Origin of the sequence: Mesorhizobium sp. L48C026A00 (genome assembly GCF_000502375.1) — a bacterium.
Lineage (GTDB): Bacteria > Pseudomonadota > Alphaproteobacteria > Rhizobiales > Rhizobiaceae > Mesorhizobium > Mesorhizobium muleiense.
Map to the genome: position 1 here is coordinate 14,739 of NZ_AYWU01000007.1, position 24,568 is coordinate 39,306.

At 60.6% G+C, this 24,568-nt stretch carries 22 protein-coding genes and 2 pseudogenes; 11 read left to right on the forward strand and 13 right to left on the reverse strand.

The features are described 5' to 3' along the window. Window positions 1-24 precede the first annotated feature (24 nt). The 11 genes and pseudogenes from X738_RS56715 to X738_RS84720 all read right to left on the reverse strand — a co-directional run bounded on the left by X738_RS56715 (window position 25) and on the right by X738_RS84720 (window position 10,747). Window positions 25-489 (reverse strand): annotated as a pseudogene (locus X738_RS56715) (nuclear transport factor 2 family protein). Window positions 490-561: 72 nt separating this feature from the next. After that, entirely contained in the window at window positions 562-1,110 is a 549-nt protein-coding gene (locus tag X738_RS56720; protein WP_023798987.1) for a carboxymuconolactone decarboxylase family protein, read from the reverse strand. A gap of 254 nt (window positions 1,111-1,364) precedes the next feature. Next, a complete protein-coding gene (locus tag X738_RS56725) occupies window positions 1,365-2,333 on the reverse strand; it encodes an MBL fold metallo-hydrolase (RefSeq protein WP_023798988.1) in 969 nt (322 codons plus the stop codon). A 276-nt stretch (window positions 2,334-2,609) separates the two neighbouring features. Continuing rightward, window positions 2,610-3,359, reverse strand: coding sequence for an SDR family NAD(P)-dependent oxidoreductase (locus tag X738_RS56730; RefSeq protein WP_023798989.1), 750 nt, complete (start codon window positions 3,357-3,359; stop codon window positions 2,610-2,612). A gap of 81 nt (window positions 3,360-3,440) precedes the next feature. Then, window positions 3,441-3,992: a hypothetical protein gene (locus tag X738_RS56735; protein ID WP_023798990.1), complete on the reverse strand. Its 552-nt coding sequence runs from the start codon at window positions 3,990-3,992 to the stop codon at window positions 3,441-3,443. Beyond that, window positions 3,982-4,530: a transporter gene (locus X738_RS56740; RefSeq protein WP_023798991.1), complete on the reverse strand. Its 549-nt coding sequence runs from the start codon at window positions 4,528-4,530 to the stop codon at window positions 3,982-3,984. Before X738_RS56740 ends, X738_RS56735 begins: the two co-directional genes overlap by 11 nt. Before the next feature lie 16 nt (window positions 4,531-4,546). Further along, a complete protein-coding gene (locus X738_RS56745) occupies window positions 4,547-5,419 on the reverse strand; it encodes an alpha/beta hydrolase (RefSeq protein ID WP_198032809.1) in 873 nt (290 codons plus the stop codon). A 25-nt stretch (window positions 5,420-5,444) separates the two neighbouring features. Next, window positions 5,445-6,275, reverse strand: coding sequence for an alpha/beta fold hydrolase (locus X738_RS56750; protein ID WP_051407818.1), 831 nt, complete (start codon window positions 6,273-6,275; stop codon window positions 5,445-5,447). 146 nt (window positions 6,276-6,421) lie between these two features. Further along, on the reverse strand, window positions 6,422-7,402 hold the full coding sequence (locus X738_RS56755) for an alpha/beta fold hydrolase (protein ID WP_023798994.1): 981 nt from the start codon (window positions 7,400-7,402) through the stop codon (window positions 6,422-6,424). Window positions 7,403-7,478: 76 nt separating this feature from the next. Next, window positions 7,479-10,208: an ATP-binding protein gene (locus tag X738_RS56760; RefSeq protein ID WP_023798995.1), complete on the reverse strand. Its 2,730-nt coding sequence runs from the start codon at window positions 10,206-10,208 to the stop codon at window positions 7,479-7,481. Window positions 10,209-10,525: 317 nt separating this feature from the next. After that, a complete protein-coding gene (locus X738_RS84720) occupies window positions 10,526-10,747 on the reverse strand; it encodes a hypothetical protein (RefSeq protein WP_023798996.1) in 222 nt (73 codons plus the stop codon). 755 nt (window positions 10,748-11,502) lie between these two features. Between X738_RS84720 and X738_RS89040 the strand changes: the two genes are divergently transcribed. The 5 genes from X738_RS89040 (at window position 11,503) to X738_RS56780 (ending at window position 18,450) form a co-directional block, all read left to right on the forward strand. After that, complete coding sequence (locus X738_RS89040; protein ID WP_084833697.1) at window positions 11,503-11,709, forward strand: AraC family transcriptional regulator; 207 nt, start codon at window positions 11,503-11,505, stop codon at window positions 11,707-11,709. Beyond that, window positions 11,646-11,813, forward strand: a complete 168-nt coding sequence (locus X738_RS89045; RefSeq protein ID WP_373420409.1) for an AraC family transcriptional regulator — start codon at window positions 11,646-11,648, stop codon at window positions 11,811-11,813. Before X738_RS89040 ends, X738_RS89045 begins: the two co-directional genes overlap by 64 nt. A 917-nt stretch (window positions 11,814-12,730) precedes the next feature. Then, a complete protein-coding gene (locus X738_RS56770) occupies window positions 12,731-14,317 on the forward strand; it encodes an adenylate/guanylate cyclase domain-containing protein (protein ID WP_023798997.1) in 1,587 nt (528 codons plus the stop codon). 321 nt (window positions 14,318-14,638) lie between these two features. Beyond that, window positions 14,639-18,043, forward strand: a complete 3,405-nt coding sequence (locus X738_RS56775) for an adenylate/guanylate cyclase domain-containing protein (RefSeq protein ID WP_023798998.1) — start codon at window positions 14,639-14,641, stop codon at window positions 18,041-18,043. Between the two features lie 32 nt (window positions 18,044-18,075). Then, window positions 18,076-18,450: a YybH family protein gene (locus tag X738_RS56780; protein WP_023798999.1), complete on the forward strand. Its 375-nt coding sequence runs from the start codon at window positions 18,076-18,078 to the stop codon at window positions 18,448-18,450. Window positions 18,451-18,468: 18 nt separating this feature from the next. Here X738_RS56780 and X738_RS86045 read toward each other — a convergent pair whose 3' ends face one another. Beyond that, entirely contained in the window at window positions 18,469-18,666 is a 198-nt protein-coding gene (locus X738_RS86045; RefSeq protein ID WP_023799000.1) for a hypothetical protein, read from the reverse strand. Between the two features lie 856 nt (window positions 18,667-19,522). Between X738_RS86045 and X738_RS84725 the strand changes: the two genes are divergently transcribed. The 4 genes and pseudogenes from X738_RS84725 to X738_RS82580 form a co-directional block, all read left to right on the forward strand. After that, window positions 19,523-19,699 carry a hypothetical protein gene (locus X738_RS84725; protein ID WP_023799002.1) on the forward strand — a complete coding sequence of 59 codons (177 nt, stop codon included), beginning with the start codon at window positions 19,523-19,525 and terminating at the stop codon, window positions 19,697-19,699. A gap of 599 nt (window positions 19,700-20,298) precedes the next feature. After that, window positions 20,299-20,559: a hypothetical protein gene (locus X738_RS86965; RefSeq protein ID WP_245277647.1), complete on the forward strand. Its 261-nt coding sequence runs from the start codon at window positions 20,299-20,301 to the stop codon at window positions 20,557-20,559. Window positions 20,560-20,719: 160 nt separating this feature from the next. Then, window positions 20,720-21,094 (forward strand): PRC-barrel domain-containing protein, encoded by a 375-nt coding sequence (locus X738_RS56790; protein WP_023799003.1) that lies wholly within the window; start codon window positions 20,720-20,722, stop codon window positions 21,092-21,094. 14 nt (window positions 21,095-21,108) lie between these two features. Further along, window positions 21,109-21,266 (forward strand): annotated as a pseudogene (locus tag X738_RS82580) (YciI family protein); the annotation flags it as partial. 474 nt (window positions 21,267-21,740) lie between these two features. Here the strand turns inward: X738_RS82580 and X738_RS56795 are convergent. Beyond that, window positions 21,741-22,496 (reverse strand): SDR family NAD(P)-dependent oxidoreductase, encoded by a 756-nt coding sequence (locus X738_RS56795; protein ID WP_023799004.1) that lies wholly within the window; start codon window positions 22,494-22,496, stop codon window positions 21,741-21,743. A 202-nt stretch (window positions 22,497-22,698) separates the two neighbouring features. Here X738_RS56795 and X738_RS56800 point away from each other — a divergent pair, with 202 nt between their 5' ends. Both X738_RS56800 and X738_RS56805 read left to right on the forward strand, forming a co-directional pair. Next, window positions 22,699-23,580, forward strand: coding sequence for an AraC family transcriptional regulator (locus X738_RS56800; protein ID WP_023799005.1), 882 nt, complete (start codon window positions 22,699-22,701; stop codon window positions 23,578-23,580). 300 nt (window positions 23,581-23,880) lie between these two features. Then, complete coding sequence (locus X738_RS56805; protein ID WP_373420410.1) at window positions 23,881-24,339, forward strand: tyrosine-type recombinase/integrase; 459 nt, start codon at window positions 23,881-23,883, stop codon at window positions 24,337-24,339. Window positions 24,340-24,568: the final 229 nt, after the last annotated feature.

Sequence of the window (24,568 nt, forward strand, 5' to 3'; positions counted from 1 at the left end):
TAACCTCCTTGATCCGGGTCTCGCTTAAAAGCCGAAGTCGCTCAAGCCTGGGTGATCGTCCGGTCGGCGGCCGAGCGGCCAGCGGAACTTGCGGTCCGCTTCCGTGATCGGATGCTCGTTGATGCTGGCATGGCGCGCGCGCATTAGCCCGTCTTCGGCGAACTCCCAGTTCTCGTTGCCATAGGCACGAAACCACTGACCGCTGTCGTCGTGGTATTCATAGGCATAGCGAACGGCAATGCGGTTACCCTGAAAGGCCCAAAGCTCTTTGATCAGGCGATAATCGAGCTCGCGGTTCCATTTGCGCGTCAGGAAGGCCTCAGCCTAGGCACGGTTGGTTACGAACTCGGCGCGATTGCGCCAGCGCGTGTCGACTGTATAGGCAAGCGCCACTTTGGCGGCATCGCGGCTGTTCCAGCCATCTTCGGCAAGGCGGACCTTCTCGATGGCGGACTGTTCATTGAAAGGGGGAAGCGGCGGACGGGACATTGATAAGTTCCTTGGTTGTGTAGCGCTGAAAGGATGGGAGGGTGGGTGCAGGAAACGACCACCCTTCATTGGTCATGCGGCAAGGCGATCGATACGTGGAAAATCGATCTCGGTGCCCAGAGCTTCGTTGACGTAGTTGGTGAAGGTGTTCAGCGCGACATGCGCGATGATCTCGAGAATTTCGGCATCGCCGTAACCGGCGGCGCGGACCTTTTCGATTTCGTCCGGCGCCACCGAGCCGGGCGCGTCGACAAGGGCGCGGGCGAATTCGACAGCGGCGGCGGCCATTGGATCTTTCGAGGTGCCGCGGCGGATCGCTTCGATTTCGCTCTCGTCCAGCCTGGCGAATTTTGCGCCAGTATAGGTATACGCGGACAGGCAGTAATCGCAACCATTGACCTCGGCCATGGTCAGGGCGATCCGCTCGCGGGTGGCCGGAGCCAGCTGTCCCTTGCCGAGAGCGCCCTGCAGCGCCGTCAGACCGTTCAGAGCGGCCGGGCTGTTCGACACCAGGCGAAAGATGTTCGGCACGGGGCCGATCTGCTTCTGGACGGCTTCAAGCACAGGGCGGGACGCTTTCGGTGCATCGTTGATTGTGGCGGGCGTGGGAATGCGGGACATGTCTATCTCCTTGATTTGGTTTTGAAAGGCTGTCCCTTTCGTCCCGGATAAGATGCTCCGGCTCTGGACGATGATGAACGTCGAAAAGGCGGAAGATACTCTTGCGTCAGACGCATCAATGACGAGTATCAGAGTTCGAGTTGGATCTGGTTTCCCCCGTCGGTTTCTTGGGCGGGGACTGCGCAGCACAGCAGCACTTCGCACCTTTGGTGAGCTTGGTGCGGCATGGTTTGCTCCAAGGCAGGCGGTCGGGCTCATTCCTGATGAGCCCACTCGGCTGGTATCCAACGCATCTTTCCGCCGTCGGCCACGATTCGTCCCAAGCCTGGGAAAGGCATGTGGGTGGCTGCGACCAGGGCTTTTTCCTCGGCCGCACGCGGAAAAAATCGTTCGCGCATGATCTGCGCGGCCGGTCGGTCCTGCTCGAACAGGAAGCCGACCTCCGGATTCGAGGGATGGACAACTGGGAAGAGCATGTCCGAAACCATCAGCAGACTTTGTCCGCCATCCTCGATGCGGACTCCGATGTGCCCGGGCGTGTGGCCGGTCAGGTCGATGATCGAGACGCCCGGTGTGATCTGACGTTCGCCATCCATTGCCTGCAGGTTTGGATAGAGGCGGACCAGTTCCAAAGATGCATCGAAGCTGGGTTTCAGGAACTCCGGAGCTGAAATTCTCTTCGCGGGATCAGTCCAGTACGCGACGTCACGGCGATCGACGTACACGTCAGAATTCGGGAAGTTCCGGCTTCCACCGGCCACCAGGCCGCCGAGGTGATCGACATGCATATGCGTGACGATGACCGCCCCGATATCTTCTCTCGTGATTCCCATTGTTTTGAGCGCACCAGGGAGCTGTCCCGTTTTGCCCATCGCGCCGGCGGGGCCGGTGTCGATCAGGATCAGGCGCTCGCCGTCATCGACGAGATACTGGTTAAATACGAAGCGGATGCCTCCGGGCTTGGCCGCCGATATCGCCTGCGCTCGTTCCTCAACTTGTTCGGGCGTGCTCCCGGGGAAATAGCCGAAGGGCATATCCGCAAACCCGTCCACTAGCGCGGTTACGGTGAAGCGGCCGATCCTGATTTGTGCTGAGGGCACGAGCGCTTTGGGATCGCCAGTCCGCGCTTTCGCGGTATTCACGCTGGCGGCCAAAGCGGAGCCTAGTGCAACTGGGACCGCAGGGATTGCGAAGGCAAAGGCTCTGCGCGAAAGATTTGTCATGAGTTTCTCCTGCTGAACGAAAGTTCTCTTCGGCACTGGGTATCGGGGTTGATTTTGGCGTGCGGGCGCATCAACCCGGCGCTTACGCTCTCCAGACGCGCTGGACAGATAGACTTTCACCGGCGCGTCGTCGGTGGCCACCCATAGATGCCCAATTACTATCTGGGTTCTTGAGCAGAATATCTGGCTGCTCGCAGCACAAAGTCGGGCTTTAGGTCATTCCATTACCTTGTGTAGTACCAGTTAAAATAATAGCCGGGCCCGCATCTTGGACGCTCATACTTGCGCCATACCGCCGTCGACAAAGAATTCGACGCCATTTACAAAGCTGCTTTCTTCCGACGCCAAGAAAAGCGCCGCTGCTGCGATTTCGTCCGGACGTCCCATGCGTCCCAGAGGAGTCTGGGCGATTAAAAACTCCGTCATCTGACGACCTTGTTCGAGATCAGGCGTTAAGCCGTGCAAACCCGGCGTCGAAGTCGCGCCCGGCGACAGGACGTTCACCCGGATCCCGGAACCTTTCAGATCGAGAATCCAGCTCCGGGCGAAGCTGCGAATCGCTGCTTTGCTCGCGCCGTAGACGCTGAAAGCAGGGGATCCGTGGCTTCCAGTAGTGGAACCGGTCAAAATAATTGAGCCATCGCCCTGCATCAGCGGCAATGCCTTCTGGACGGTAAACAGCGTGCCTTTAACGTTGACGCCGAAGGTTGTGTCGAAATGCGTCTCCGTAATCTCGCCCAGCGGCATGAACTCGCCAAGCCCGGCATTTGCGAAGAGGATGTCGATGCGGCCCTTCTGGGCCGTGATGGTCTCATACAGTCGGTCGAGGTCCTGAGCACTAGAAACATCGCTGCGAACGCCAGTGACGTTGTCACCTAACGACGCGACGGCTTTATCCAGCTCGGGCTGGCGCCGTCCCGTTATGAACACGTACGCGCCCTCCGCCATAAAGCGCTTTGCACTTGCTAGGCCGATACCGCTATTTCCGCCGGTAACGAGAGCGATTTTTCCGTCTAATTTTCCCATGATCGGTTCCAGTGCGCATGGCTGCAGAGGCAGCGGTTTAAAGTCTTAACTGAAAAGCTGCAGTGATTCTCAGCCGGCTGGTCATACACCCGCGTAAGCGAGCCTGGTGAAGAAGGCGGGATTCATGATGAACTGTCTCGGCGCCAGCCAACCTCCCGCCTCGGCGAAAATAGCCGAGGCTAGGCAGCACAGGCAGAAGCCGCGGCGAGACAAATTGATTGTAGCGCATTGGGCATCGTGCTCTCCTACGCCATGTAGTGTCAGGCTAGAGGGCCTCGCCGGGAGCCTCACCCTTTGATGAAATCCAGGATGTCCTGGTTCAGCCGGTCCTTGTGGGTCGTCGGTTCCAAGGTCGAAGAGTATCATGTCCTTCTCGGTCCGGATCAGCGGAACGTTGCATTTCGCATCGATGGCGCCGCTGCTCCCGCCAAGCCGTTTCTCGATGTCGACCCATTCGGCAGGCATCGCGTCCGGTGCGACGACCTCCGCCGGCAGCATAAAATGGCCGTCGCTCAGCACCGTGATGTTGAAGGAGCCGTGGCGGAAGCGGTGGGGCGAGCGCCATGGCCGCACTGACGAGCAGCCGACAAACCCGGCGGCGCCGGCAAGGAAGGTGCGTCGATCAAGTCTCATGGCCCAATCTCCTGATCTCGAATTGTCTGGTGGCTGCAGCCAACAGCGCAGCGACGGCGGCAGACGGCGGCCAGGCCCCGTCGCCGAGGATGAGCAGGCCATCTCCCGCGCCCTTGGGGAGGATATCCAGCAGGCTCGGTAGAAGGGCGATCGGCTTGCCTGCCTGCAGGAACTGAGCGATCAGCGCCGCGGCCGAGTTGCGATCAGCGTCGCGCCAGAGCGCGCCCGGCTCGCCGACGCAGAAACCTCCGTGAAAATCCTCCTCGAACAGCTCGCCGAATCTGAGCGTGTTGGCGAGATCGTCGCGGGCGCGGCGGTCGGCCTGGAACCGCCTTGCAAGCTCGTCGGCTTCCGCTCCCAGTCGCGTGAAACGCGTGGGCCAGGGGTAGCCGCCGCACATCGACGCTACAAGCACCTCGGCGCCCGCATCCTGAAGCGCGTAGTAGACCCCCAGGAACTGCTCGAGCCCGACGTTGCCGGCTTCCGAGGACCGACTGAGCATGACGGCTATGCGAAGCGGCGCGCCCGTGGACGTCATCTCGGCCCCCTGACAATCACTCGACTCCGGCCAATGCCAACCGCACCGGCACGCGCGCGGCGATCCATCGCAGCACGTGGGCGATCACCTCCTTGCGGCCGAGATCGTTGAGCAGGTCGTGGAAGTGGCCCGGGTAGAGCTTCAGCGTCTTGTCGGCGGAGCCGGCGGTGTCGAAGAACAGCTGGCTGCCGGCAGGCTTGGTTGCCTTGTCTGCCGTGCCGTGCAAGATCAAGACCGGCAGCGTGATCAGCGGAAAGTCGCGCTTCAGCCGCTCGTTTGCGCGAATCAGTGCTGCGACTGTGCTCGTCGGCTGGACCTCCTTATCGATCAACGGATCGTCGTTCATCGATGTCACAATCGCCGGATCGCGCGAAAAATCCTCGTTGTTCAGCCGCAGGACGTGAAAATGCGGCGCGACGTGGCTGAGCCCCTTGACGACCACGAGAGCGAAATCCGGCGCGTACACCTGGAACGCAAAGCTCTCGCATATGAATCCGGCGAGCTCGGCCTGATGGTCCAGCGCACAGGTGGTCGAGACCACGCCGCCTGCACTGTGGCCCAGCAGGAAGACAGGCAATCCGGGCTCCCGCTGCTTGGCGAGCTGGATCAGCATCGATAGATCGTCGACATACTCAGTGACGTTCTCGACGAAAAACCGCTCGCCGTCGGGCTTCCCGCGACCGCGCAAGTCGAGGGCGTAGACGGCGTGGCCGGCGGCGGCCATCTGCTCGGCGGCCCAGAAGTACTGGCCGCTATGTGAGTTAACGCCGTGGCAAATCGCCACGACCGCGCTCGGTCTGGACGCAGGGTGCCAAGAGCGCACGAAGATCCTTGGGCCGTCCGCGCGCTCCAGGTATTCCTCCGCCATAGCGGTCGTGGTCGAGGTCAAGGCAAGTCTCCTCTTTCGCTTGCGGTCAGCTCTTGATGAAGGCGAGCAGGTCCGCGTTGACGATGTCGGGATGCGTCGTGCACAGGCCATGCGGAAGACCGGCATAGGTCTTCAGCGTTCCGTTCCTGAGAAGCTTGGCGGACAGCGGAGCGGAGTCGGCGTACGGCACGATCTGATCGTCGTCGCCGTGCATGACGAGCACCGGAACATCGATCTTCTCCAGGTCGTCGGTGAAGTCGGTTTCCGAGAACGCCTTGATGCAATCGTAGTGCGCTTTGGCGCCGCCCATCATGCCCTGCCGCCACCAATTGTCGATGATGCCCTGCGAAACCTTCGCGCCCGGCCGGTTGAAACCGTAGAAGGGACCGGAGGGCACGTCGTAGTAGAATTGCGCCCGGTTCGCGACCAGCGCCGCGCGAAACCCGTCGAACACCTCGATCGGCAGGCCGCCCGGGTTCTTGGCGGATTTCACCATGATCGGCGGCACTGCGCCTATCAGCACCGCTTTGGCGACGCGACCCGGTTTTGCGCGAGCTACGTAATGCGCGACCTCGCCGCCGCCGGTCGAATGGCCGATATGGACGGCATTCTTCAGGTCGAGCGCCTCGGCCAGTTCGGCAACGTCGGCCGCGTAGGTGTCCATCTCGTTGCCGGTGTCGGACTGTGTTGAGCGGCCGTGGCCGCGGCGATCATGCGCGATGACCCGGTAGCCGTTGTGCAGGAAGAACAGCATCTGGTTGTCCCAGTCGTCGGCGCTGAGCGGCCAGCCGTGATGGAAGACGATCGGCTGTGCGTCCTTCGAACCCCAGTCCTTATAGAAAATCTCGGTGCCGTCCTTCGTGGTGATGAAGCCCATGTTCTGTCGTCCTTCGCTGGGTTGAGTGGTGGATTCAGCGGAAATCGCCTGCGTAGCGTATGCCGGCAGAAGGGTCGCCGCTCCGGCGGTGATGCCTGCTGCGAGCATCTCGCGGCGGGTGAGTTGGATCGGATGCAGGGTGGCGCTCACGGCTGTGACTCCTCGCCGAGGAAGCGAATGACCTCGTCGCCGAACTCGCGCGGGTACTGGAACAGGAAGGCGTGGCCGGAGTCCGGGTAGACGATCAGCCGCGCGTTCGGGATCGCCTGCGCCAGGGCGTAAGACTGGAGCGTCGGGATCATGACGTCTTCGTTCCCGTTCGCCACCAGCACCGGCTGGCGGATCGCCCCGACACGATTGAGAAGCGATGTTTCCGGCGTCCCTAGATCCCCTGCGGCGGCAAGCATCGCCTTCCAGGTTTTTTCGCTCACTAGCCTCGCAAATGAATCCTTGCGCTCCCGTAGCCGAGCGAGGTGCGCACGTCCGGCCGCCTGGCTGGTTTGCGTGTCCTTGAAAAAGAGGAAGAGGAAGTCGTCGTCTGTGTTTGTCGGCTTGGTGGCGACCTCAATCGCCATGGGATTCAGGTTTGCGCCCTCGACATAGCCCGCGCCGCTACCGGCGATGACCAGCCTGCGCACGAGGCCGGGCCGCTGGAGCGTCAGTTCCTGCGCGACGAGGCCGCCGAAGGAGAAGCCCAGCAGATCGACCTGCTTGAAACCCAGGCCGTCGATGAAGGCGCCGGCGTTCCTCGCCCAATCGGCCATGCGGAGAGGGGCCTCGCCGCCGGAGCGGGCCACGCCGATATTGTCGAATATGACGACGTATCGGCTTGCCGCGACATGATCGAGGAATGCCGGGTCCCATTCGTCCATCGTCCCGCGAAAGCGGTTGAGGAGAACCAGAGGCGTTCCGGACGGCGTCCCGAGCGTCCGGTAGGCGTAGGCGACGCCGTCGACATCGAACGTTTTCGTCTCCACGCAGGCGGCGTCGCAGAACCCAGTCTGGCTGGGTTCTGCCGAGGTGGTCGGGTTGGCCGTGGTCGAGGTGATCAGGACGGCGAGCAGTGCAGTACCGGCCAGACCGGCGACGACCGCTTGACGTAAGGATGTACTGCGGGTTGAAGTCATCGCTCTTTCCCTCTGCGCGCTTCGTTCGATGACGAGACAGTTGCGCAGTGGAGCGGCGTGAACCAGTTAATCGTTGCTAAACGGCGCTAACCAGCTTGTTTAGCGTTACCAGACTGGCCACCGAACGCGCCTCCAGGGCCAACGCGCCTTGATCTCGCGCCATTTCGATCGCGCGCTGGAGGAGCAGCCGGGCCTCAGTCGGGCGCGAGGCCTGTTCGGCAAGTATCTTGCCTTTCTGGTGCAGCAGTTCCGGGCAGTACCAAGCCTCGCCACTCGACCTGCAGCGCGCCAGAGCGTCGTCGAGCAGCGCCACGGCTTCCAGCTCCTGGCCAATCCTCGCCAGCCCGGAGGCGAGTATCGATTGGAAGACAGTGTGGTAAAGATAGAATCCCGCACGATCCAGCCGGTCGAGAGCTTCGCCGACGAGTGTGACGCCCGTTGCGGCGTCTCCGGTTCGAATCAGGATATCGCCCTCGAAACATTCGGCATAGGCATGCCAAACGTCGAGCGCGTGGTCGTGCGTGCGCCGATGCAGCATGTCCGTATAGCGCTCGGCGCGTGCGAGGTCACCGGCCATCAGCGACACCGGACAGGCGGCGTCCGACAGGGCGTGGCACAATGTGAGATTGTGGCCCGCGGCAAGAGCGGCGCTGACCATATCGTCGATCTCACGCAGGGCCTCTTCAGCTTTGCCGCGCAGCCACAGCACGCGCGCCAGCGTGATCCGCGCGGTGATGCGCTGATCATATTGAAAGCGCGCCAGATCCGATCCGTTCGACGGCGGGCGATAGGCATCCAGCATGCGCCGCACATGTCTTTCCGCGGCTGGCTGATCGCCAAGCAGATGCAGCGCCCTTGCCTTCATCCTCTCGCCGATCAGCCGGTCCGAGTCGTCGGCCGAACGCTCAGACAGCGCGCAGAAGGCCTCGGCCTTCTCGAGCGCGCCACGCGGTTCGCCACCATTCGTCCGATCTACCCACAGCGCCCAAAGCGCGCGCAGCTGGAAGTCGACATCATCGACCTTCTGGGCGATCTCGAACGAACGTGTCCAAGCTTCCGCGCCACCTGGACGGCCCGAAATCGCGCGCATGTGCGGAAAGCCAAGCGCCGCATGAAGCCGCATCAGGCTTTGCTGATCGGCGTCGGGCTGTTGTTCGAGCCAACCCAGCGCCTGCCTCACCCGCAGCAGGCATTCGTCGACCAGCGAAAGATGGTACCACAACGGAATTGCCGCGACTGTCATCGCGACGCCGGCCGCCGCGTCACCGCCCGGCGAGAAGCACCAGTCGACTGCGGCCCGCAGATTGCTGATGTCGCGACCGCAGGCGTCCAGCCAGTCGGCGTCCTGCTCATGCGGCGCGCCGCATTCCACTATTGTCCGATAGTGGACAGCGTGGCGGCGCGAAGCGTCTTCCCGCGACACGGCGACCGAAAATTTCTCGGCTGCGTAGGCGCGAGTCATGTCAAGCAGGCGATAGCGCACCGGATAGGCATTGCGATCAACGACCACGAGCGACTTCGCAGCAAGGTCGATGATGCACTCTTCGACGTCGCCGCCACTTTCACCCGACACCACTGCGCGCGCCGCCGCCAGCGTAAAATCCTGATTGAACACCGAAAGCTGCGCGAGAGCGGCCTGCTGTACCGGCGAAAGCAGGGAAAAGCTCCACTCCATCGTCGCGCGAAGCGTCTGGTGGCGTGGCAGAGCCGTGCGTCGTCCACGCGTCAGGATGTCGAAATTAGACCGCAGCGATTCCGCAACGCCGGCAATGCCGAACGTATCAACGCGCCCCGCAGCCAGTTCGATAGCGAGCACGATGCCATCGAGGCGGCGGCAGATATCGGCCACCACCGGGGCGTCGGCGTCGCTCAAAGAATAACCTCCAAGGCTTGCCGAAGCGCGCTCGACGAACAGCTGGACCGCAGCAAAATCCAGTGCCCTTGCCGCATCCAGCTTCTCGTCCGGTCCCGGGAAGTCCAGCGGCGGCAAGCGCAGAACCCATTCGGGCGCGACCCGAAGCGGCTCCCTGCTGGTCGCCAGGATCGTCACGTGCCGCGTCCTGGTGATCAGTTCCTCGGCGATCGCCGCGACTTCGTCGATGAGGTGCTCGCAGCAGTCGAGGACGAGGAGCATCGAGCGATGACTAAGCTTGTTCGCCAGCTCAGCGAGCGGATCGGTCGAGGCGAGCACTAAGCCCGCTGCGGTGGCGATCAGCTCGGTGATCAGCGCTCCATTGGCAATCCCGGAGAAATCGACGAACGCCGTGCCGTCCGAATAACCATCATCCACGCGTTGAGCAAGGGCGAGCGCTACTGTCGTCTTTCCAATGCCTCCCGGATCGACGAGGGTGAGCAGCCTTTGCTCGGGCAGCTGCCCCTCGAGCTGATCGAGAACCGCCTCTCTCCCGATGATGCGGTTAGCCAGCCGGGGTAGCGGCAGTCGGGCTATCGTGGGTTGCTGGCCATCGGCCCGCGTCGGCGACTCCTTGCGCGTGACCGGCGCCACGAAGCTGTAGCCGCGATTTGGAATGTTCGAGATATATTGCTGCGCCTCGGGGCCCTCGCCGAGAATCTTGCGCAGCGACGTGATGTGGACGCGCAGGTTGTTTTCCTCGACGAACATGTTTCGCCAGACCTGGGAGACGAGCTCGTCTTTGGAAACGATATCTCCGGCGCGCGACACCAGGACGATGAGGATATCCAAAGCGCGGCTGCCAATCCTCAGCCTTTCGTCGCCCCGCATAAGCAGGCGCTCGGCCGGCACCAGCGTAAACGAACCAAAGGAGAGTGCGGCGCCCGGTGTCACATTCCAAACCTAGTGGGTGCAACGAAGTTTCAGATTTCCACGAGAAGCAGGTCTGTGTGAAGCTATACCTTGGATTCATGACTTGCACGCCTCGGTTCCAACGTTCGCTTCGGCCCCGACTCTGACGGTCGGCAACGCGCCTGATTCCCGCCATTTGCCCACTTGTGGCGGCTTCCTGAAAGCGGACGTTCAAATTAGTTCACGGCTACGTCTAAATCCCTCCGTCCTCGCGGCAGAACGCGACAGTTGGGGCGCATGTCGATCCCCTACACGACCCTTTTCGGTCGAATTCTAGGGGAGCTGCGCGTCCATGAGGTTCAGGCGGTCGAAGAAGACGCGGTTGCGACGCTTGGCATCGGCAAGAAGCCGGCCGTAGTCGATGACCTCGAATAGATCCCGAAGGTCCAGTGATAGCCGTAATAGGAGCGCTGGTCCAGCGTTGGCATCGCGTCCGACATCTTCAGCTCGGCGTGCATGCTCGGCGTGATGTCGCAGACGACGTAAGCGAAAGCGGGTATCTTGTCCCCCGCAACCGACAACTCGTGAGATGTGCCTTAAGTTAACTGTGTCGGCGCCAGGACGAATAGAACGAAAGCGCCGAGTTGGAACACAGCGGACATGATGGTTTCCGCTGAACGGTTTGCATGACCGGGCCCTGCTCGAAGCGTGCCGACACAATTAGGCCGAGGCCCATGAGCACGACGACGCGCGCCGTTTACGTGGAACCCTTCTTTGCGAGGCGGCAGCGGCTCGACGTCTATGAGCACCTTCGTGTTCGCTCGTTGGGCGGGAACGATATGGCCGCTTGCCAAGTTCGCCGAGACCAGCCCGGCCTAGGTTTGACCTTGCCGCATGCGCGCGCCGAGACCTTTCTCGCTAGCATTTTTGTCGGGGGCTGGAGCGACGGCGATCTTTGGTGCGATGAGCGGCATTTGATACGGACAAGCACACCGTCGGGTGGTTTGGGGATTTTTGATCTAAGGCAATCGTGGGTGGCTGATCTCGCAGAGCCGTTTGCGGCGCTGCACGTTTATATGCCAATGCGAGCCCTCAATGAACTCACCGACGAACTTCGCGTGCCGGCCATCGAGCAGCTAGTCTGTACGTTACAGCCTCCGCCGCGCGACGAGGTACTGCTTCATTTGGTCAGTGCTCTGCTACCCGCAATTTCAAAACCCTGGGAAGCGAATGCCCTGTTCGCAGATTACGTCTTCGTTGCGATCCGGATGCATCTCGCTCGAACCTATGGCGGCCTGAAAACGCCTTCAGAGAAGGCTACCAGAGGTTTAGCTCCATGGCGGGAAGGCGAACAAAGGAACTACTCTTGGACAGCATCCAGTCCGATCGGTCTCTGGCGGATTTGGCCGATGCATGCGGTTTGCCAGCAAGGCATTTTACGCGGGCGTTCAAGGCAACAACTGGGCAACCGCCCCATCGTTGGTTGTTGAAACGGCGCGTGGAGCTCGCCAAGGATCTTCAACGGATGAGAGTATCGCAATGATCGGACTTGCCTGCGGGTTCGCTGACCAGAGCCATCTGACCCGTGTTTTTCGAGCGAATGTAGGAACCACCCCGAGTGCCTGGCGACGTAAACGCCGGCACTAAACAGGGTGATTTTGTCCGCCACCACGACTCAGCGAGGTGGACTACTAGCTGTCGTTGCTATGGAGGCTGTCGGTCCGAGGTGGATGAGAGATTGTGTTGGGACATACCAACCCTTCTCCAGTAGTGGCGGATGCCTTCGGATGCAGCGGTCAACGATCACGGTCATTGCCATTGAAAGGGCGAAATTCGGCCTGTCGCATAAATTCTGTCCACACTTTGTGACTTGGAAGCCGGCAAAGGTCACCTGCGATAGTAAAAAAGCGGGGGTAAGCCGTGCAACTTTTGCCGATGCTGGGATTGGCTCTGCTTGGCGCCGGAGCAGGGTTAGCGTGGTTGTTCAGCAAGTTCTTGTCGCAAGTCTCAGGGCCAGCCTGGGATCGGCGCCATGAGCAGCACTGATCAGCTATGTCGGCGGAACGCTGACGATGATCCTCGTCATCTTACTGATGCAAGAGCCTTGGACATTGACAAGCGGCGTCGCGAAAAGCTCGTGGCCTCGTTGGCGCCGGCGTGTTCGGGGTCATCTACATCGTTCTGGCGATTATCCTGATACCGAAGCTAGGGCCGCGACCGTTGTGGCGCTGATCGTCGCCGGACAGTTGCTGGCGTACTTGGCATCGTTTGCCTGTTCGCTAACCCAGTGTCCGGTTTCGGGGGGAGCGTCACCGCTCTGGACGACCGACATGGAGCGAGCGCAAAGCTGCCATCCCCAACGCCGGTAATGAAGGTCTCGAATGGGTCAGTTCACGTCGATGCATGGGGGGCGCCTGAATGTCCGCTTCTCACATTCCAGGCCTCGAAGCCGCAAGTCCGCTTCCGGCCCCATCGTGTTCTCACCGAGCCACTGGCGCTGGTAGCGAGCCGCGAATGAAGGTATAGTTCAGGTATTGGATTACGGGTGGGCGGTAACCTGGACAATGGCTGGATTGCGTGAACAGATTGCGCGTGAGCAACGCACCATGGGACCGCTCCTGGTTGCGGCAGTGGTCGTCGGCCTTATAGGTCTGCCCGTCGCAGCCTGGCTCGACCTCCGAGATCTGTCGGAACGCATGCTGCGCACGCAAGCCAGCGAAATCAGCCGGATCATCGACGACATGCGCGGATTCTACGGCAGCGACGTCGTGGGACGGGTCCTGAAAGCAGACGGCGCCGTAACCGCGACGCACAATTACAGGGACGTGCCAGGTGCGATCCCTATCCCAGCAACCCTCTCAATCGAACTCGGCAAGCGCATCAGCGCTCACGACGGGTCCGTCAAATATCGCTTCGTCTCGGACCTACCTTTCAAAGGCCGCGAGCCCCACCAGCTAGACACATTCGAGCGCAACGCAATCTCTGCCTTTCGCGCCAATCCAAGTGAGCCCATCATCGAAGCCTCGGGTTCGCTGCTTGACCGGCACGTTCGCGCGGCGGCTCCCGTAGTAATGGGACAAGTCTGCGTCAACTGCCATAACTCGCACCCGGACAGCCCCAAGACAGACTGGAAGGTGGGGGATGTCCGAGGTATCCAGGAGATATCGGTCGCCCAGCCGATCGGGGCCAACGTCCTCTCTTTCAAGTATCTGCTTCTGTATTTCGGCTTCGCAGCTGCGGCGGGTCTAACGTTCATTTTCCTGCAGCGTCGGCAGTCCGCCTTGGTTCACGGCATGAACACGGAACTCGCCGAGGCAAACGACTTTCTCGCCGCAATTTCATTGAAGATCGCCAAATATCTCTCGCCTCAAATTTATAAAAGCATCTTCAGCGGCCAAAAGGACGTGACTATCGCGACCGAGCGCAAGAAGCTCACAATCTTTTTCTCAGATATCAAAGATTTCACCGCGATCGCGGAACGGCTCCAGCCTGAGGACCTCACGGCACTCCTCAACGAGTACTTCACCGAGATGTCAATGATCGCGCTCAAGCACGAGGCTACGGTCGACAAGTTCATCGGCGACGCACTTCTTGTGTTCTTCGGAGACCCCGAGACAAAGGGTGTCGAGGAGGACGCGAGGGCCTGCTTGCGCATGGCTGTCGACATGCAGCGCCGGCTAGAGCAGCTGAACAGGTTGTGGCGTGATCGAGGAATTGAGCAGCCGTTCCGAGCTCGCATGGGCATCAACACGGGCTATTGCAATGTCGGCAACTTCGGCTCCGATGATCGCATGGACTACACGATCATCGGGGCCGAAGCCAACCTAGCGGCCCGCCTGCAATCGATTGCCGAACCTGGCGGCATCTGCCTTAGCTATGAGACCTATGCGCTCGTGCGCGACCTTGTCCGAGCGCGTCCGTTGGCGCCGATCGCCATGAAGGGGATCAGTCGGGAGGTTGTCCCCTATGAAGTCGAGGGCCTCCTTGGTGAACTGGCACAGCGCCCTCAGGTCATCAGCGAGCACGCGACTGGCCTCGACCTGTTCCTCGATGTCGAAGCGATCGACGAGAACGGGGTCGAACGGGCAAAGAAACGTCTTTCGGAGGCGCTCCTGGCCTTAACCGCCCGAAGCAAGCCCGCTACTTTTTAGCAGGGTCCTTGAACGTCCGGTTCTGCCGCTACAGAGCCGTTTCGGAAACGCACCCTCGACCCGAAGCAGACTCCCGTAGTGGAGCCATGGATGACCGCTTCGCGCCTAATTTCGGCCGTAGAGTGCGACTTTGCCACTGCCCATAAGCAGACATCGGCGGGGAACACGCTGCAGGCCGCGGTTGCGCCAATTGGCGGCGTTTTGCGGGGTTCTCACCGAATGTCAGGCCTTCGACACACGAACTCGCGTGTTATCGCGATGCCTTTGTGATATGTTTCCTGCCCCACCGAAGCGAGGCCAAATGGCTGCGGAGGGAGCCCAATGAATATCGCAGTTTGGCTCAGAGGTTTAGGCCTGGAGCAGTACATTTTGGCTTTCGACGAAAACGCGATTGATGCCGAAATACTGCCGCGCCTCACCGCCGAGGACTTGAAAGAAATCGGGGTTGCCGCGCTTGCCCACCGCAAGCGCATCCTGGAGGCAATTGCCGCGATGCAAGGAGAGCCGGCGTTAGAGCCGGCGAAACCAGCTTCAGCCTCACCAATCCGAACGTCGGCTTCGGTTGACCGCTCCGGCGAACCTGGACGGCCTCGCGAGGCAGAACGGCGTCAATTGACGGTCATGTTCGTGGATCTCGTCGGTTCTACCGCGCTTGCGACGCGGCTTGACCCTGAGGAGATGCGCGACCTCTTAAGGAAGTTTCAGAATACTGTCGCTGGCGAAGTCGTTCGCTACGAGGGGCACGTCGCCAAGCTTATGGGCGACGGAGTATTGGCCTATTTCGGTTGGCCGCAGGCACACGAGGACGAGGCCGAGCGCGCTGTTCGCGCGGCGCTTGCGGTGGTCGCTGCCGTAGCCGACTTGTCTTTGGATGACGGGCAGCAACTTTCGGTCCGGGTCGGCATTGCAACTGGCGTCGTAGTCGTGGGCGACCTGATTGGTGTAGGTGCCGCGCAAGAGAATGCAGTCGTGGGCGAGACCCCTAATCTTGCAGCTCGGCTCCAAACTTTGGCCGAGCCGGGAACGGTAGTCATCTCGGAGCTTACCTATAGACTTATCGGAAAGCTGTTCGAGGTGACCAGAATCCGGCCGCAGCGGTTGCCAGGCTTCGACGCGCCCATAAACGCATTCAAGGTGATTGGAGAGGGACGCGCCGAGAGTCGTTTCGAAGCACTTCACGCAGCCGAAGCTGCGCCGCTTACAGGGCGGGAACATGACATCGCCCTGCTCCTCGATCGGTGGCGGCTTGCCGCTTCCGGGGAAGGCCAAGTTGTCGAGCTATTCGGCGAGGCTGGCATAGGCAAGTCCCGCATTCTGCAAGAACTGCTGGAGCGCCTAAAAGACGAGGCACACACGCGACTGCGGTATTACTGCTCGCCTTATCACCTCGAAACCGCCCTCTATCCTGTGACGGATCAGTTGCTCCGGGCCGGGAACATCAAGCGGACGGACCCGCCCGAGCGTCAGCTTGATTTTCTTGAGCAACTGCTCGCCGGTTCGACAAAGAACCCCAATGAGGCGATACCACTAATCGCGGCATTGCTGTCGATCCCGACCGAGGGACACTATCCCAAGCTCGACCTGATGGCGCAAAAACAGAAGTCTCGCACATTCGAGGTGCTGATCGAGCAGGTGGAGGCACTGGCCCGCAGCAAGCCGGTCCTGATGCAGCTTGAGGATGCGCATTATCTTGATCCGATGTCCGCCGAGCTCTTCGACCAAATCGCGGGCCGGATTCAACACTTGCCTATAATGCTGATTGCAACTTCGCGACCGGAAGGCGCAGTGCGCTGGGCTGGTCTTCCGCACGCGACTTTTTTGACCCTGAATCGGCTCAGCCGTTCCCAAGCGGCCTCTATCATTGCAGCGATGACGGGGGGCAAGCAGTTGCCAGCAACAGTGCTGGATCAGGTTCTGTCGAAGACCGAGGGCGTGCCGCTTTTCGTGGAAGAGTTGACGAAGGTGGTGCTTGAATCGGGCCTGCTTGAAGAGCGTGACGGCGAACTCGTGCTGGCGGGCCCACTGCCTCCGTTTGCCGTCCCGGCCACTCTGCACGACTCGCTGATGGCCCGGCTCGATCGGTTGGCTTCGGTCCGGGAGGTCGCGCAGATCGGGGCAGTGATCGGTCGCGAGTTCAAGCACGAGTTGCTTGCCGCAGCCGCTGGACTTCCTGATTTTGAGCTTGAGCGGGCAACGAACGAGCTAGTAGCGGCCGGCCTTGTTTTCCGCCGCGGCAGTAACAGCCAAGTAACTTACGTCTTCAAGCATGCGCTCGTGCGGGATGCGGCCTACAGCAGCCTCCTGCACAGCCGCCGCCAGCAGCTTCATGCCCGGATTGCGTCCATTCTCGAGGAACGCTTCCCCGAAATCGTAACCACAGAGCCCGAACTGCTTGCCCACCACTTTGGTCAGGCGGGCCTTGTGAAAAAGGCTGTCGAGTACAATGAACTCGCTGGTCGTCGGGCGCTTTCTCGCTCTGTCCTGACTGAGGCGCTCGCCAGATTCGACAACGCCCTAACCGGGCTTTCGGCGATGCCACCATCCGAAGAGCGTTCGCGGCGCGAACTTGCAACTCAGTTGGCGCTCGGCAGTACCCACGTTGCTGCGCACGGCTTCGCCGCACCTTCGACAGCGACCGCTTATGGTCGCGCGCGAGAGCTCTGTGAAGAGCTGAGCGATACACGTCAGCTCTTTCCGGTTCTTTACGGTCTATGTCTTTACCACCTCTATGCTGCCGAGTTGGCGGAGGCCCGCAGCGCAGCGGACCGCCTGCTTGAATTGGCGGAAGCGAGCAAAGACTGTGGACTGTCGTTCTTTGCTCATCGGGCAGCTGGAGTCAGCGCGCTGCCTGCCGGCGAATTCGCCCGCGCCCGGGCACATCTCGAGCAGGCCTTGGCTCTCTACGATCCCCAGGAGCACAGATCGCCGGCGTTTGTTTACGCCTTCGACCCACGGGTCGTGTGCCTGGACTATCTCGCCCGCACATTGCTGCCGCTTGGGTTTCCTGATCAGGCTCTGGCGGCCAACAACGAGGCGGTTGCTGAAGCGCATCGTGTGGGTCATCGCAACAGCCTTGCTCTGCCATTATTCTTCGGCGGCGTCATTCGCCAGATCCTTGGCGATCGCGAAAGTGTCCGGGAATGCTGCGCAGAGTTGACCCGCATTGCCAGCGAAGCTGGATTCCGCTTTTGGCTTGCCGGCGCCACAATCTTGAGTGCTTGGACACTCGCTGAGGCGGGCGATGCCGATCGGGGTCGCCTGGAACTCCAACGAGGCCTTGTTGAGTGGCGTGCGACCGGCGCGGAATTCATGGTTCCTTATTTCATCGCTCTTCAGGCGCAGATCGAGGTCAGAGCCGGCGACCACAATGTTGCACTCCGTTTGCTTGAAGAAGCACATGCCAGGATCGAACGCACCGATGAACGATGGTTTGCAGCCGAGGTGCTACGCCTACAGGGCGAGGTGCTCCTGCAATCGGGGGAAGACGGAGTTGCACTCGCCGAAAATCGCCTTTCTGACGCGTTGGCGATTGCCCAGGCCCAGGGCGCGCGATTCTGGGAGCTGCGTGCTGCACTGAGCCTCGCGCGGGCCGACTGTCCCATTTCTGGTGCTCGCGAGCGGCTCGCACTCATCATTTCCGGGTTTACCGAGGGACAAACGTTGCCTGACCTGCAAGCCGCACGAGCACTCGCAACACCGGCTGAAAACCTTCGGGCGGCCAATTAATAGAAATTGGCGACAGACAACGGAGGAACGCCATGGCACAACCGACCGAGAATATCCGCGACGTGCTTCAGAAGGCGAATGATGGCTGGAATTCGGCCTTCAATAGCGGCAATGCTGACGCAGTCGCCGCTCATTACACACCCGACGCGGTTGTATTGCCGTCCACCCTTGCCTTCATAAGGGGGACGAGCGCTATCAAAGACTTCTGGAAGGAATTGATCTCGGCTGGTGTGGGGAACCATGGCATCGAACTGGTAGATGCAGTGGCCGCCGGTGACATTGCCTACGCGACCGGGAAATGGTCGGCCGAAGGCGGCGAAACGCAGCGCTACGAAGGATCCATAGTCACAATCTTCCGACGCGAAACTGATGGATCGTGGAGAGTATGCCTCCACACTTGGAACTGATGCGCCGCTTCCTGGGGTTTACGAATGGACGATCTCGCCGACCGAGGCGGCAAGGATCCGTGGCATATTCACCTGCCGGACCACCAGCCGTTCTCGTTCGCCGGCCTCTGAGCGCATAACAAGAAACTCGGCATCACCAACTGCACGATCATCACGGCGCCGGCAGTCGAACCGGTGAGCCAGATTCACTTGCACAGGAGCGCCCGCGATACCCATCAACGCTCCGTCTTTCTGCAACTTAGCGTCGTGCGCGTGGGCTGCATCTCGAACGGCCACTGCGGGTCGTATCCCTCACGGTCTCCATATCCAATCGTCACGAATTTTTGCACAGTCGTTCCCTTCAGGTTCTTGGTGAACCGCGGAGCCTTGCTCGCAAGGCATGCATCTTGGTGGCATGAAGCGCAACTCAGATCGGCACTCTCCGGGCGGCCTTCACTTGGCCCTGAGAGAGCTGCCACCCGTCTTTGCAGCTTGCGACGACGCGTTTGAAACAGAGTTACCAATTGGGTTTCAGCAGCGTCCGCGGTAGCGAATGGCCGATTCTCCCATCCTCGATCTGAAACCGGACCGACTGGATTCGGCCCCCAAGCTGCCGGCCGGCAAACGGCCCAAGCGAGCCGTAGAGTAGTCGGACTGCATCGCGCCCGAAATCGGACATTGAGATCAGCATTGCCCCTTCCTGAAAGCCGACATCCCAAGAAGGGTCGTGGTTGCGCCACTACCGGTCATTCGCAGCGCGCCTCGTTAGCTGACCTTCAGCCACCGGCCGGAGTCGACCCCCTTTTGCGGACACTGGTTGTCATCCGGACGGACATCACCGCGTCCATCTTGCCCACCTGGACCGGGGCCTGAGCTTGGCGGCATGGCGGAGTTGCTCCCAATTGATCGCATTTTCGACTATCCGGCCATCTTGGCATTCCGTCGAACGCGTTCATCGACGCACCCATTTTCCTTCGTTCACGCGTGAGATGTGCGATCGATTTCATTTCGGAGCCGGCCATGCTTATTTTCCTTGGCTACTGGAACTTTCAGTGAGAGCGCATGTTGGTTTCCCAGCTATGGGAGAGAAACCATGAACAAGGATGAAGTGAAGCGCTCTGCGAAAAGCGGCGAAGTGAAGGCAAAGCCTGGCAAACCGGCTGGTGACAAGAAAATGAGTGCCGGCGGAACTGCCGGCAAGCTTGACGAAAGCACCAAGAAGGGCCTTGGGAAGACCGAGGACAAGATCAAGGATCGTCTCAAGGGTTGATCAGACGTCAGGGCCGCAACCGTATCGCGGCCCTGCTGCCTAGACCGTTACATTCGGATCGTTGACGGTCACCGACCGCAGCACCTACACAGCCTGTTCTCACCCGCATCAGTGACTTCAGGCTTGTCGGTCATTTGCCGCTTGCCAAGTTCACGGAACTCGCGACCTTGTTCGGCGGCGATGCCGGTTTCCCGCACCAAGCCTTGGATATGCATTAAGGTCGGACTTAGAGCGCTAAACAACTCTGCCGGTTGGGACGTCAACGGCCGATTCTGCACAACCGATCTGTCTGAAACTGCCGTTTAGAACTTCACCTGGCGGCATCGATTTCGCGACCTCTTCCGGTCGCGACGTGCAACTCTACCAACCTCCGGCGACAGTGAAAATCGTCTCCTGTGCGGCTACTGAAGAGGCGATTCTTCAAAACGGAACATCCCTACATTGTCGCAGTTTACATTAGTGTAAGGTAAACAAGAGAACCGGGCCATGGGGCCGAACCCTGCTGGTTTTCTCTCCTTCAGGCGGGGGCGCAGGAATGGCAGCAGTTCGGCATCGAAAGGTTTGGGTTTGTTTTCGACGTGCCGCCCGAGTTCGAACTGTTGCATCGTTCAAAGGACGGCGATGGCGCGGCCTTCCAATCCCCCGACGGAGCCCTCCTCGCCGTCTGGGGCACCGACGTCGCCGAAAGCGATTTCCTGCCTCAGGTCAAGAAACAGATCAGTCAGGACGAAAAAGAAGGCTGGAAATTCATCTATCGGCGGCTGACGCGTGAATGGGCAAGTTACTCGGGGATCAAAGACGACCAGATCCGATATGTCAGAGGCATAACGGTTGCGGCGATCGCGCCGCCATGTTTCTGATGGACTACAGCATGGAGCAAAAAGTTGCCTACGATCCGGTCGTCACCCGGATGGTTCGCTCGCTCAAGCCAGAAGATTGCTGACGGCTGGTCCGCACAATCCTTGGAACTTCGAGGGCACGGACCCGTTTTTGCTCCATACCGACGGGAAGGAGCAAATCATGACAAACCAGGACCCCGACATTCGTGAGACCCACGATCTTATCGCCAGCGACATGGTCGTCGGCACCAACGTCTATGACATCCAGGGAAATCACATCGGGCAGGTCGAAAGGCTGATCCTCGAGAAGAGGGGCGGCAGGGTATCCTATGCCGTTCTCAGCTTTGGTGGTTTTCTTGGAATTGGCGACGACTACTATCCGCTGCCGTGGCAGAAGCTCGACTATGACGAGAGCCTTGCAGGCTTCCGCATTGACATCACGAAGGAGCAAGTTGAAGGCGCTCCGCGCTATGCTCGCGACCAGGATTTCGACTGGAATGCCGAGAGTGGCCGCCGCGTTTACGACTACTACGGCGTCCGACCGTATTGGGTGTAGCGAAGCCTCTATGGCGCGTTCGTGCCGGCAAGGCGAGTTGGACCGACGGGCCCTTCGCAGAGACCAAGGAGCATCTGGGTGGCTTCCTGCTCATCGAGCGAAGAACGTTGCGGAGGCGATGGAGATCGCGGAGCGGGACTCGCTCGCTCCGATGGGGGCGATCGAGGTGCGCGAGACCGCCGGTTTTTTAGCTTCGAAATGCCCCGGCTACTTCCACCAGCCGCAAACGTCCGCTTCCGTGACGCCAATAGGCGGCCGGAATGGCCGATTCGGGTCATGCGCGCTGGTTGGGCCCGAATGTCCGGTTTCTGAAAGTAAAATCGGTCCCGGAAGGTCCGGTCAGGGTCAGGTCACGACGATGCCCACACCAACCTGAATGTCCGATCTTGAATATTCGCAGCCCAAAGCTGCCGGTCTGCTCTCGGCCCATAGCAGTCGGTCCGCAATGCGCCTCATGTCGGCCGTTGAGGTGATCTCTACTGTTGCCCAATAGCAGACGTTGCCGGAGACTATCCTGGAAATCGTGCTTGCGGACATTCCGGCCGTTCAGCTTCAGTCGACGGCCAAAGGAGGCTTTTCCCGACGGCGGAATGACAATGCGCGCGGCCATACGGCCGCGCGCTTCAGTTGTCGGGGGTCCGACTGATCAGATCGCCTGACCACCCGAAACCTCGATCCGCTGTGCCGTAACCCAACGGTTATCCTCGCCCAGAAGGCTTGCCACCATTGGCCCGATGTCATCGGGCAGCCCTACGCGGCCAAGCGCGGTCATCCCTGCGAACTGCGCGTTGACTTCGGCATTGTCGCGCACCAGCCCGCCACCGAAATCGGTCTCGATCGCTCCGGGCGCGACCGTGTTCACTGTGATCCCGCGTGCACCCAACTCTTTCGCCATATAGACGGTCAAGATTTCGACCGCCCCCTTGGCGGCCGCATAGGCCGAGAAGCCCGGATAGGACACGCGGGTCAGGCCCGAAGAAAAGTTCACGGTCCGCCCGCCATCTGCGATGAGCGGCAGAAGCGCCTGAACGAGGAAGAAGACGCCCTTCACATGGACGTCGAACAGACCGTCGAACTGCGCCTCGGTCGTATCGCCGATCATGGCGAATTCGCCGTGGCCGGCATTGTTGATCAGGTAATCGAAGCGGTCGCGGCCCCAGGTCTCTTTCAGCGCCGCGCGCAGGGTCTCGGCAAAGGCCGCGAAGCTGGCGACCACGCCGAGATCGAGCTGCAGAGCAACCGCCTTACGGCCCAGGGCTTCAATCTCGGCCACAACCTCGCGGGCCTGAGATGCGTTGCCGCGATAGGTGACGATAACGTCGCGGCCATGCCGCGCGATGCTGACAGCGATGTTGCGGCCGAGGCCGCGGTTGGCGCCGGTGACGAGTGCGATCTTGGTCATGCGGGAAGTCCTTTCATCCGAAGTGATGGGGACAACATGCGGCAAGAGCGTCTCCAGTTGTTGCCGATTCCTCGCGTAGTCTTGCCTGTTCCTGCAAATCTGGATCGGCCTTGCCATACAGGGTTTGCCAGAATGTTCGGATTTCTTGCCTGATCCTTCTTCAGGTCTTGCCTGAAGCGCCACCACCCTTCATCTTGCTCATATGAGCCGAACGCTTCTCGACCTTGTGCGCAGCTTTGCCGACACTCATGCCGACCGTTTCGGGGCAGCGTCGACGCCTATTCCCGGCCTGACCGCGATCCGCGCCACGGAGCCCGGCGAATTGCAGGTAGCTGTCAATCGGCCGCTGGTGGCCATGCTGTTACAAGGTGCCAAGCGGGTCACGATAGGGGCCGAGACATTGGAATTCGGTCCGGGCGAGTCGCTGCTGATCTCGGCCGATGTGCCCACGGTCAGCCAGATCACGCAGGCAACCCTCGGCACGCCCTACTATTCGCTGGCGCTGGAACTCGACCCCGTCCTTATGCGGGAACTCGCGGTCGAGATAGCGGCGGTCCCGGGCGATCCGCGCAAGCCTGTCCGAGTGGAGCCGACCGACGCAGATGTCGCCGATGTGGCGCGGCGTCTGATGCGGCTTCTGGACCGTCCCTTTGCCCTCCCGGTCCTGCAAGGGCCGTTGCTGCGCGAGATTCATTTCTGGCTTCTGGCGGGACAGCACGGATCGGCCCTCCGCAGCCTCGGCGGGGCCGATGGCCATGCACAACGCATCGCCCGTGCGGTCGCCATGATCCGCGAAAGCTATGCACGGCCGATCCGCATCGAGGAACTGGCCGAGGCCGCGGGGATGAGCACCTCGTCCTTCCACCAGCATTTCCGCCAGACCACCACGCTGTCTCCCTTGCAATTCCAGAAGCAGTTGCGCCTGATCGAGGCTCGGCGCCAGATGCTGGCCGATGGCACGAGCGTGAGTTCGGCGGCATATGCGGTGGGCTATGAGAGCGTGCCTCAGTTCACCCGCGAATATGGCCGTCTGTTCGGCAAACCACCGGCCCGCGACATACGGCGGGCACAGATGGCTGCGTAGTCTGACTCTGCTTCAGAAGAAAGCGAGAGTCCGCTGTGGGTCACATCCAGACCACCCTTTGAGCGCTGCGTACGTCCGCTTCTGCACCTCGATGGCCGAAAACTGACAGTCCGCAGTCGGCCCCCAAGCCCTTTCTTGGATACCCGTTTCCCTCTCGGCCGATGATAGCCGGAAGGAGATACACGATTGGACATTCTCAATATGATCCTGTGCTGCAGGAGCGACGGGCTTGGAATGCTGGGAGCGCTGAAGCCTCGGCAGATATGGACGATCCGGTTTTTCTTGGATCGGGAGGCCCGATTGCGCGATCGAGCGTTGTTCGACCTCGCGATCGACAGCAAGTTGCGCGGCTGCGATCTCGTGAAAATCAAGATCGGCACCCTAGTGGTCGGTCACGAGATTCGGACGCGTGCGATGGTGATGGCTGACGCGCGGTCGAGCCTGCTTGCTTGGCTGGAAAGGCGAGGCGGAAGCGTCGACGATTATGCCTTCCCGAGCAGAATTGACCATTCGGCCCACATCAGTAGGAGGCAGTATGCCCGTCTGGTCGATGAATGGGTCGGAGCGATCGGTCTGCGTCCCGAGGAATACGGCACGCATTCGCTTCGCCGCACCAAGGCATCGATCATCTACAAGGCTACCGGCAATCTCCGAGCGGTGCAGATACTCCTTGGTCACACCAAGATCGAAAACACCGTAAGATATCTTGGAGTGGACATGGAAGACGCGCTCGCTCTTGCAGAGGGAACTGAGATCTGACCGCAGGACGGCGGCCACTGGCTCTGCTACCGGGCTGCCGCTCGTAATCTTGGCAGCAACTTGTCACCCCAACGTCGCCTTGCCGCTCACGCCAAATTCTGTCGAGCGGCAGGGCGACGATGTCGGACATTGAGATCAGCATTGCCGCTTCCTGAAAGCCGACATCCCAAGAACCTCGCTGAGGGTCGTGGTTGCGCCATTTCTTGACATTCCGAGCGCTTCTGCGAAC

What these genes read in the sequence shown, in the direction of transcription:
- X738_RS56775 (WP_023798998.1), top strand. Translation starts at nt 14,639, where the DNA reads ATGAATATCGCAGTTTGGCTCAGAGGTTTAGGCCTGGAGCAGTACATT.
- X738_RS56795 (WP_023799004.1), bottom strand. Translation starts at nt 22,496, where the DNA reads ATGACCAAGATCGCACTCGTCACCGGCGCCAACCGCGGCCTCGGCCGC.
- X738_RS56770 (WP_023798997.1), top strand. Translation starts at nt 12,731, where the DNA reads ATGGCTGGATTGCGTGAACAGATTGCGCGTGAGCAACGCACCATGGGA.
- X738_RS56740 (WP_023798991.1), bottom strand. Translation starts at nt 4,530, where the DNA reads ATGACGTCCACGGGCGCGCCGCTTCGCATAGCCGTCATGCTCAGTCGG.
- X738_RS56735 (WP_023798990.1), bottom strand. Translation starts at nt 3,992, where the DNA reads ATGAGACTTGATCGACGCACCTTCCTTGCCGGCGCCGCCGGGTTTGTC.
- X738_RS56720 (WP_023798987.1), bottom strand. Translation starts at nt 1,110, where the DNA reads ATGTCCCGCATTCCCACGCCCGCCACAATCAACGATGCACCGAAAGCG.
- X738_RS89040 (WP_084833697.1), top strand. Translation starts at nt 11,503, where the DNA reads ATGGCGGGAAGGCGAACAAAGGAACTACTCTTGGACAGCATCCAGTCC.
- X738_RS56790 (WP_023799003.1), top strand. Translation starts at nt 20,720, where the DNA reads ATGACAAACCAGGACCCCGACATTCGTGAGACCCACGATCTTATCGCC.
- X738_RS84725 (WP_023799002.1), top strand. Translation starts at nt 19,523, where the DNA reads ATGAACAAGGATGAAGTGAAGCGCTCTGCGAAAAGCGGCGAAGTGAAG.
- X738_RS56730 (WP_023798989.1), bottom strand. Translation starts at nt 3,359, where the DNA reads ATGGGAAAATTAGACGGAAAAATCGCTCTCGTTACCGGCGGAAATAGC.
- X738_RS56750 (WP_051407818.1), bottom strand. Translation starts at nt 6,275, where the DNA reads ATGGGCTTCATCACCACGAAGGACGGCACCGAGATTTTCTATAAGGAC.
- X738_RS56800 (WP_023799005.1), top strand. Translation starts at nt 22,699, where the DNA reads ATGAGCCGAACGCTTCTCGACCTTGTGCGCAGCTTTGCCGACACTCAT.
- X738_RS56725 (WP_023798988.1), bottom strand. Translation starts at nt 2,333, where the DNA reads ATGACAAATCTTTCGCGCAGAGCCTTTGCCTTCGCAATCCCTGCGGTC.
- X738_RS86045 (WP_023799000.1), bottom strand. Translation starts at nt 18,666, where the DNA reads ATGGGTATCGCGGGCGCTCCTGTGCAAGTGAATCTGGCTCACCGGTTC.
- X738_RS56755 (WP_023798994.1), bottom strand. Translation starts at nt 7,402, where the DNA reads ATGACTTCAACCCGCAGTACATCCTTACGTCAAGCGGTCGTCGCCGGT.
- X738_RS56780 (WP_023798999.1), top strand. Translation starts at nt 18,076, where the DNA reads ATGGCACAACCGACCGAGAATATCCGCGACGTGCTTCAGAAGGCGAAT.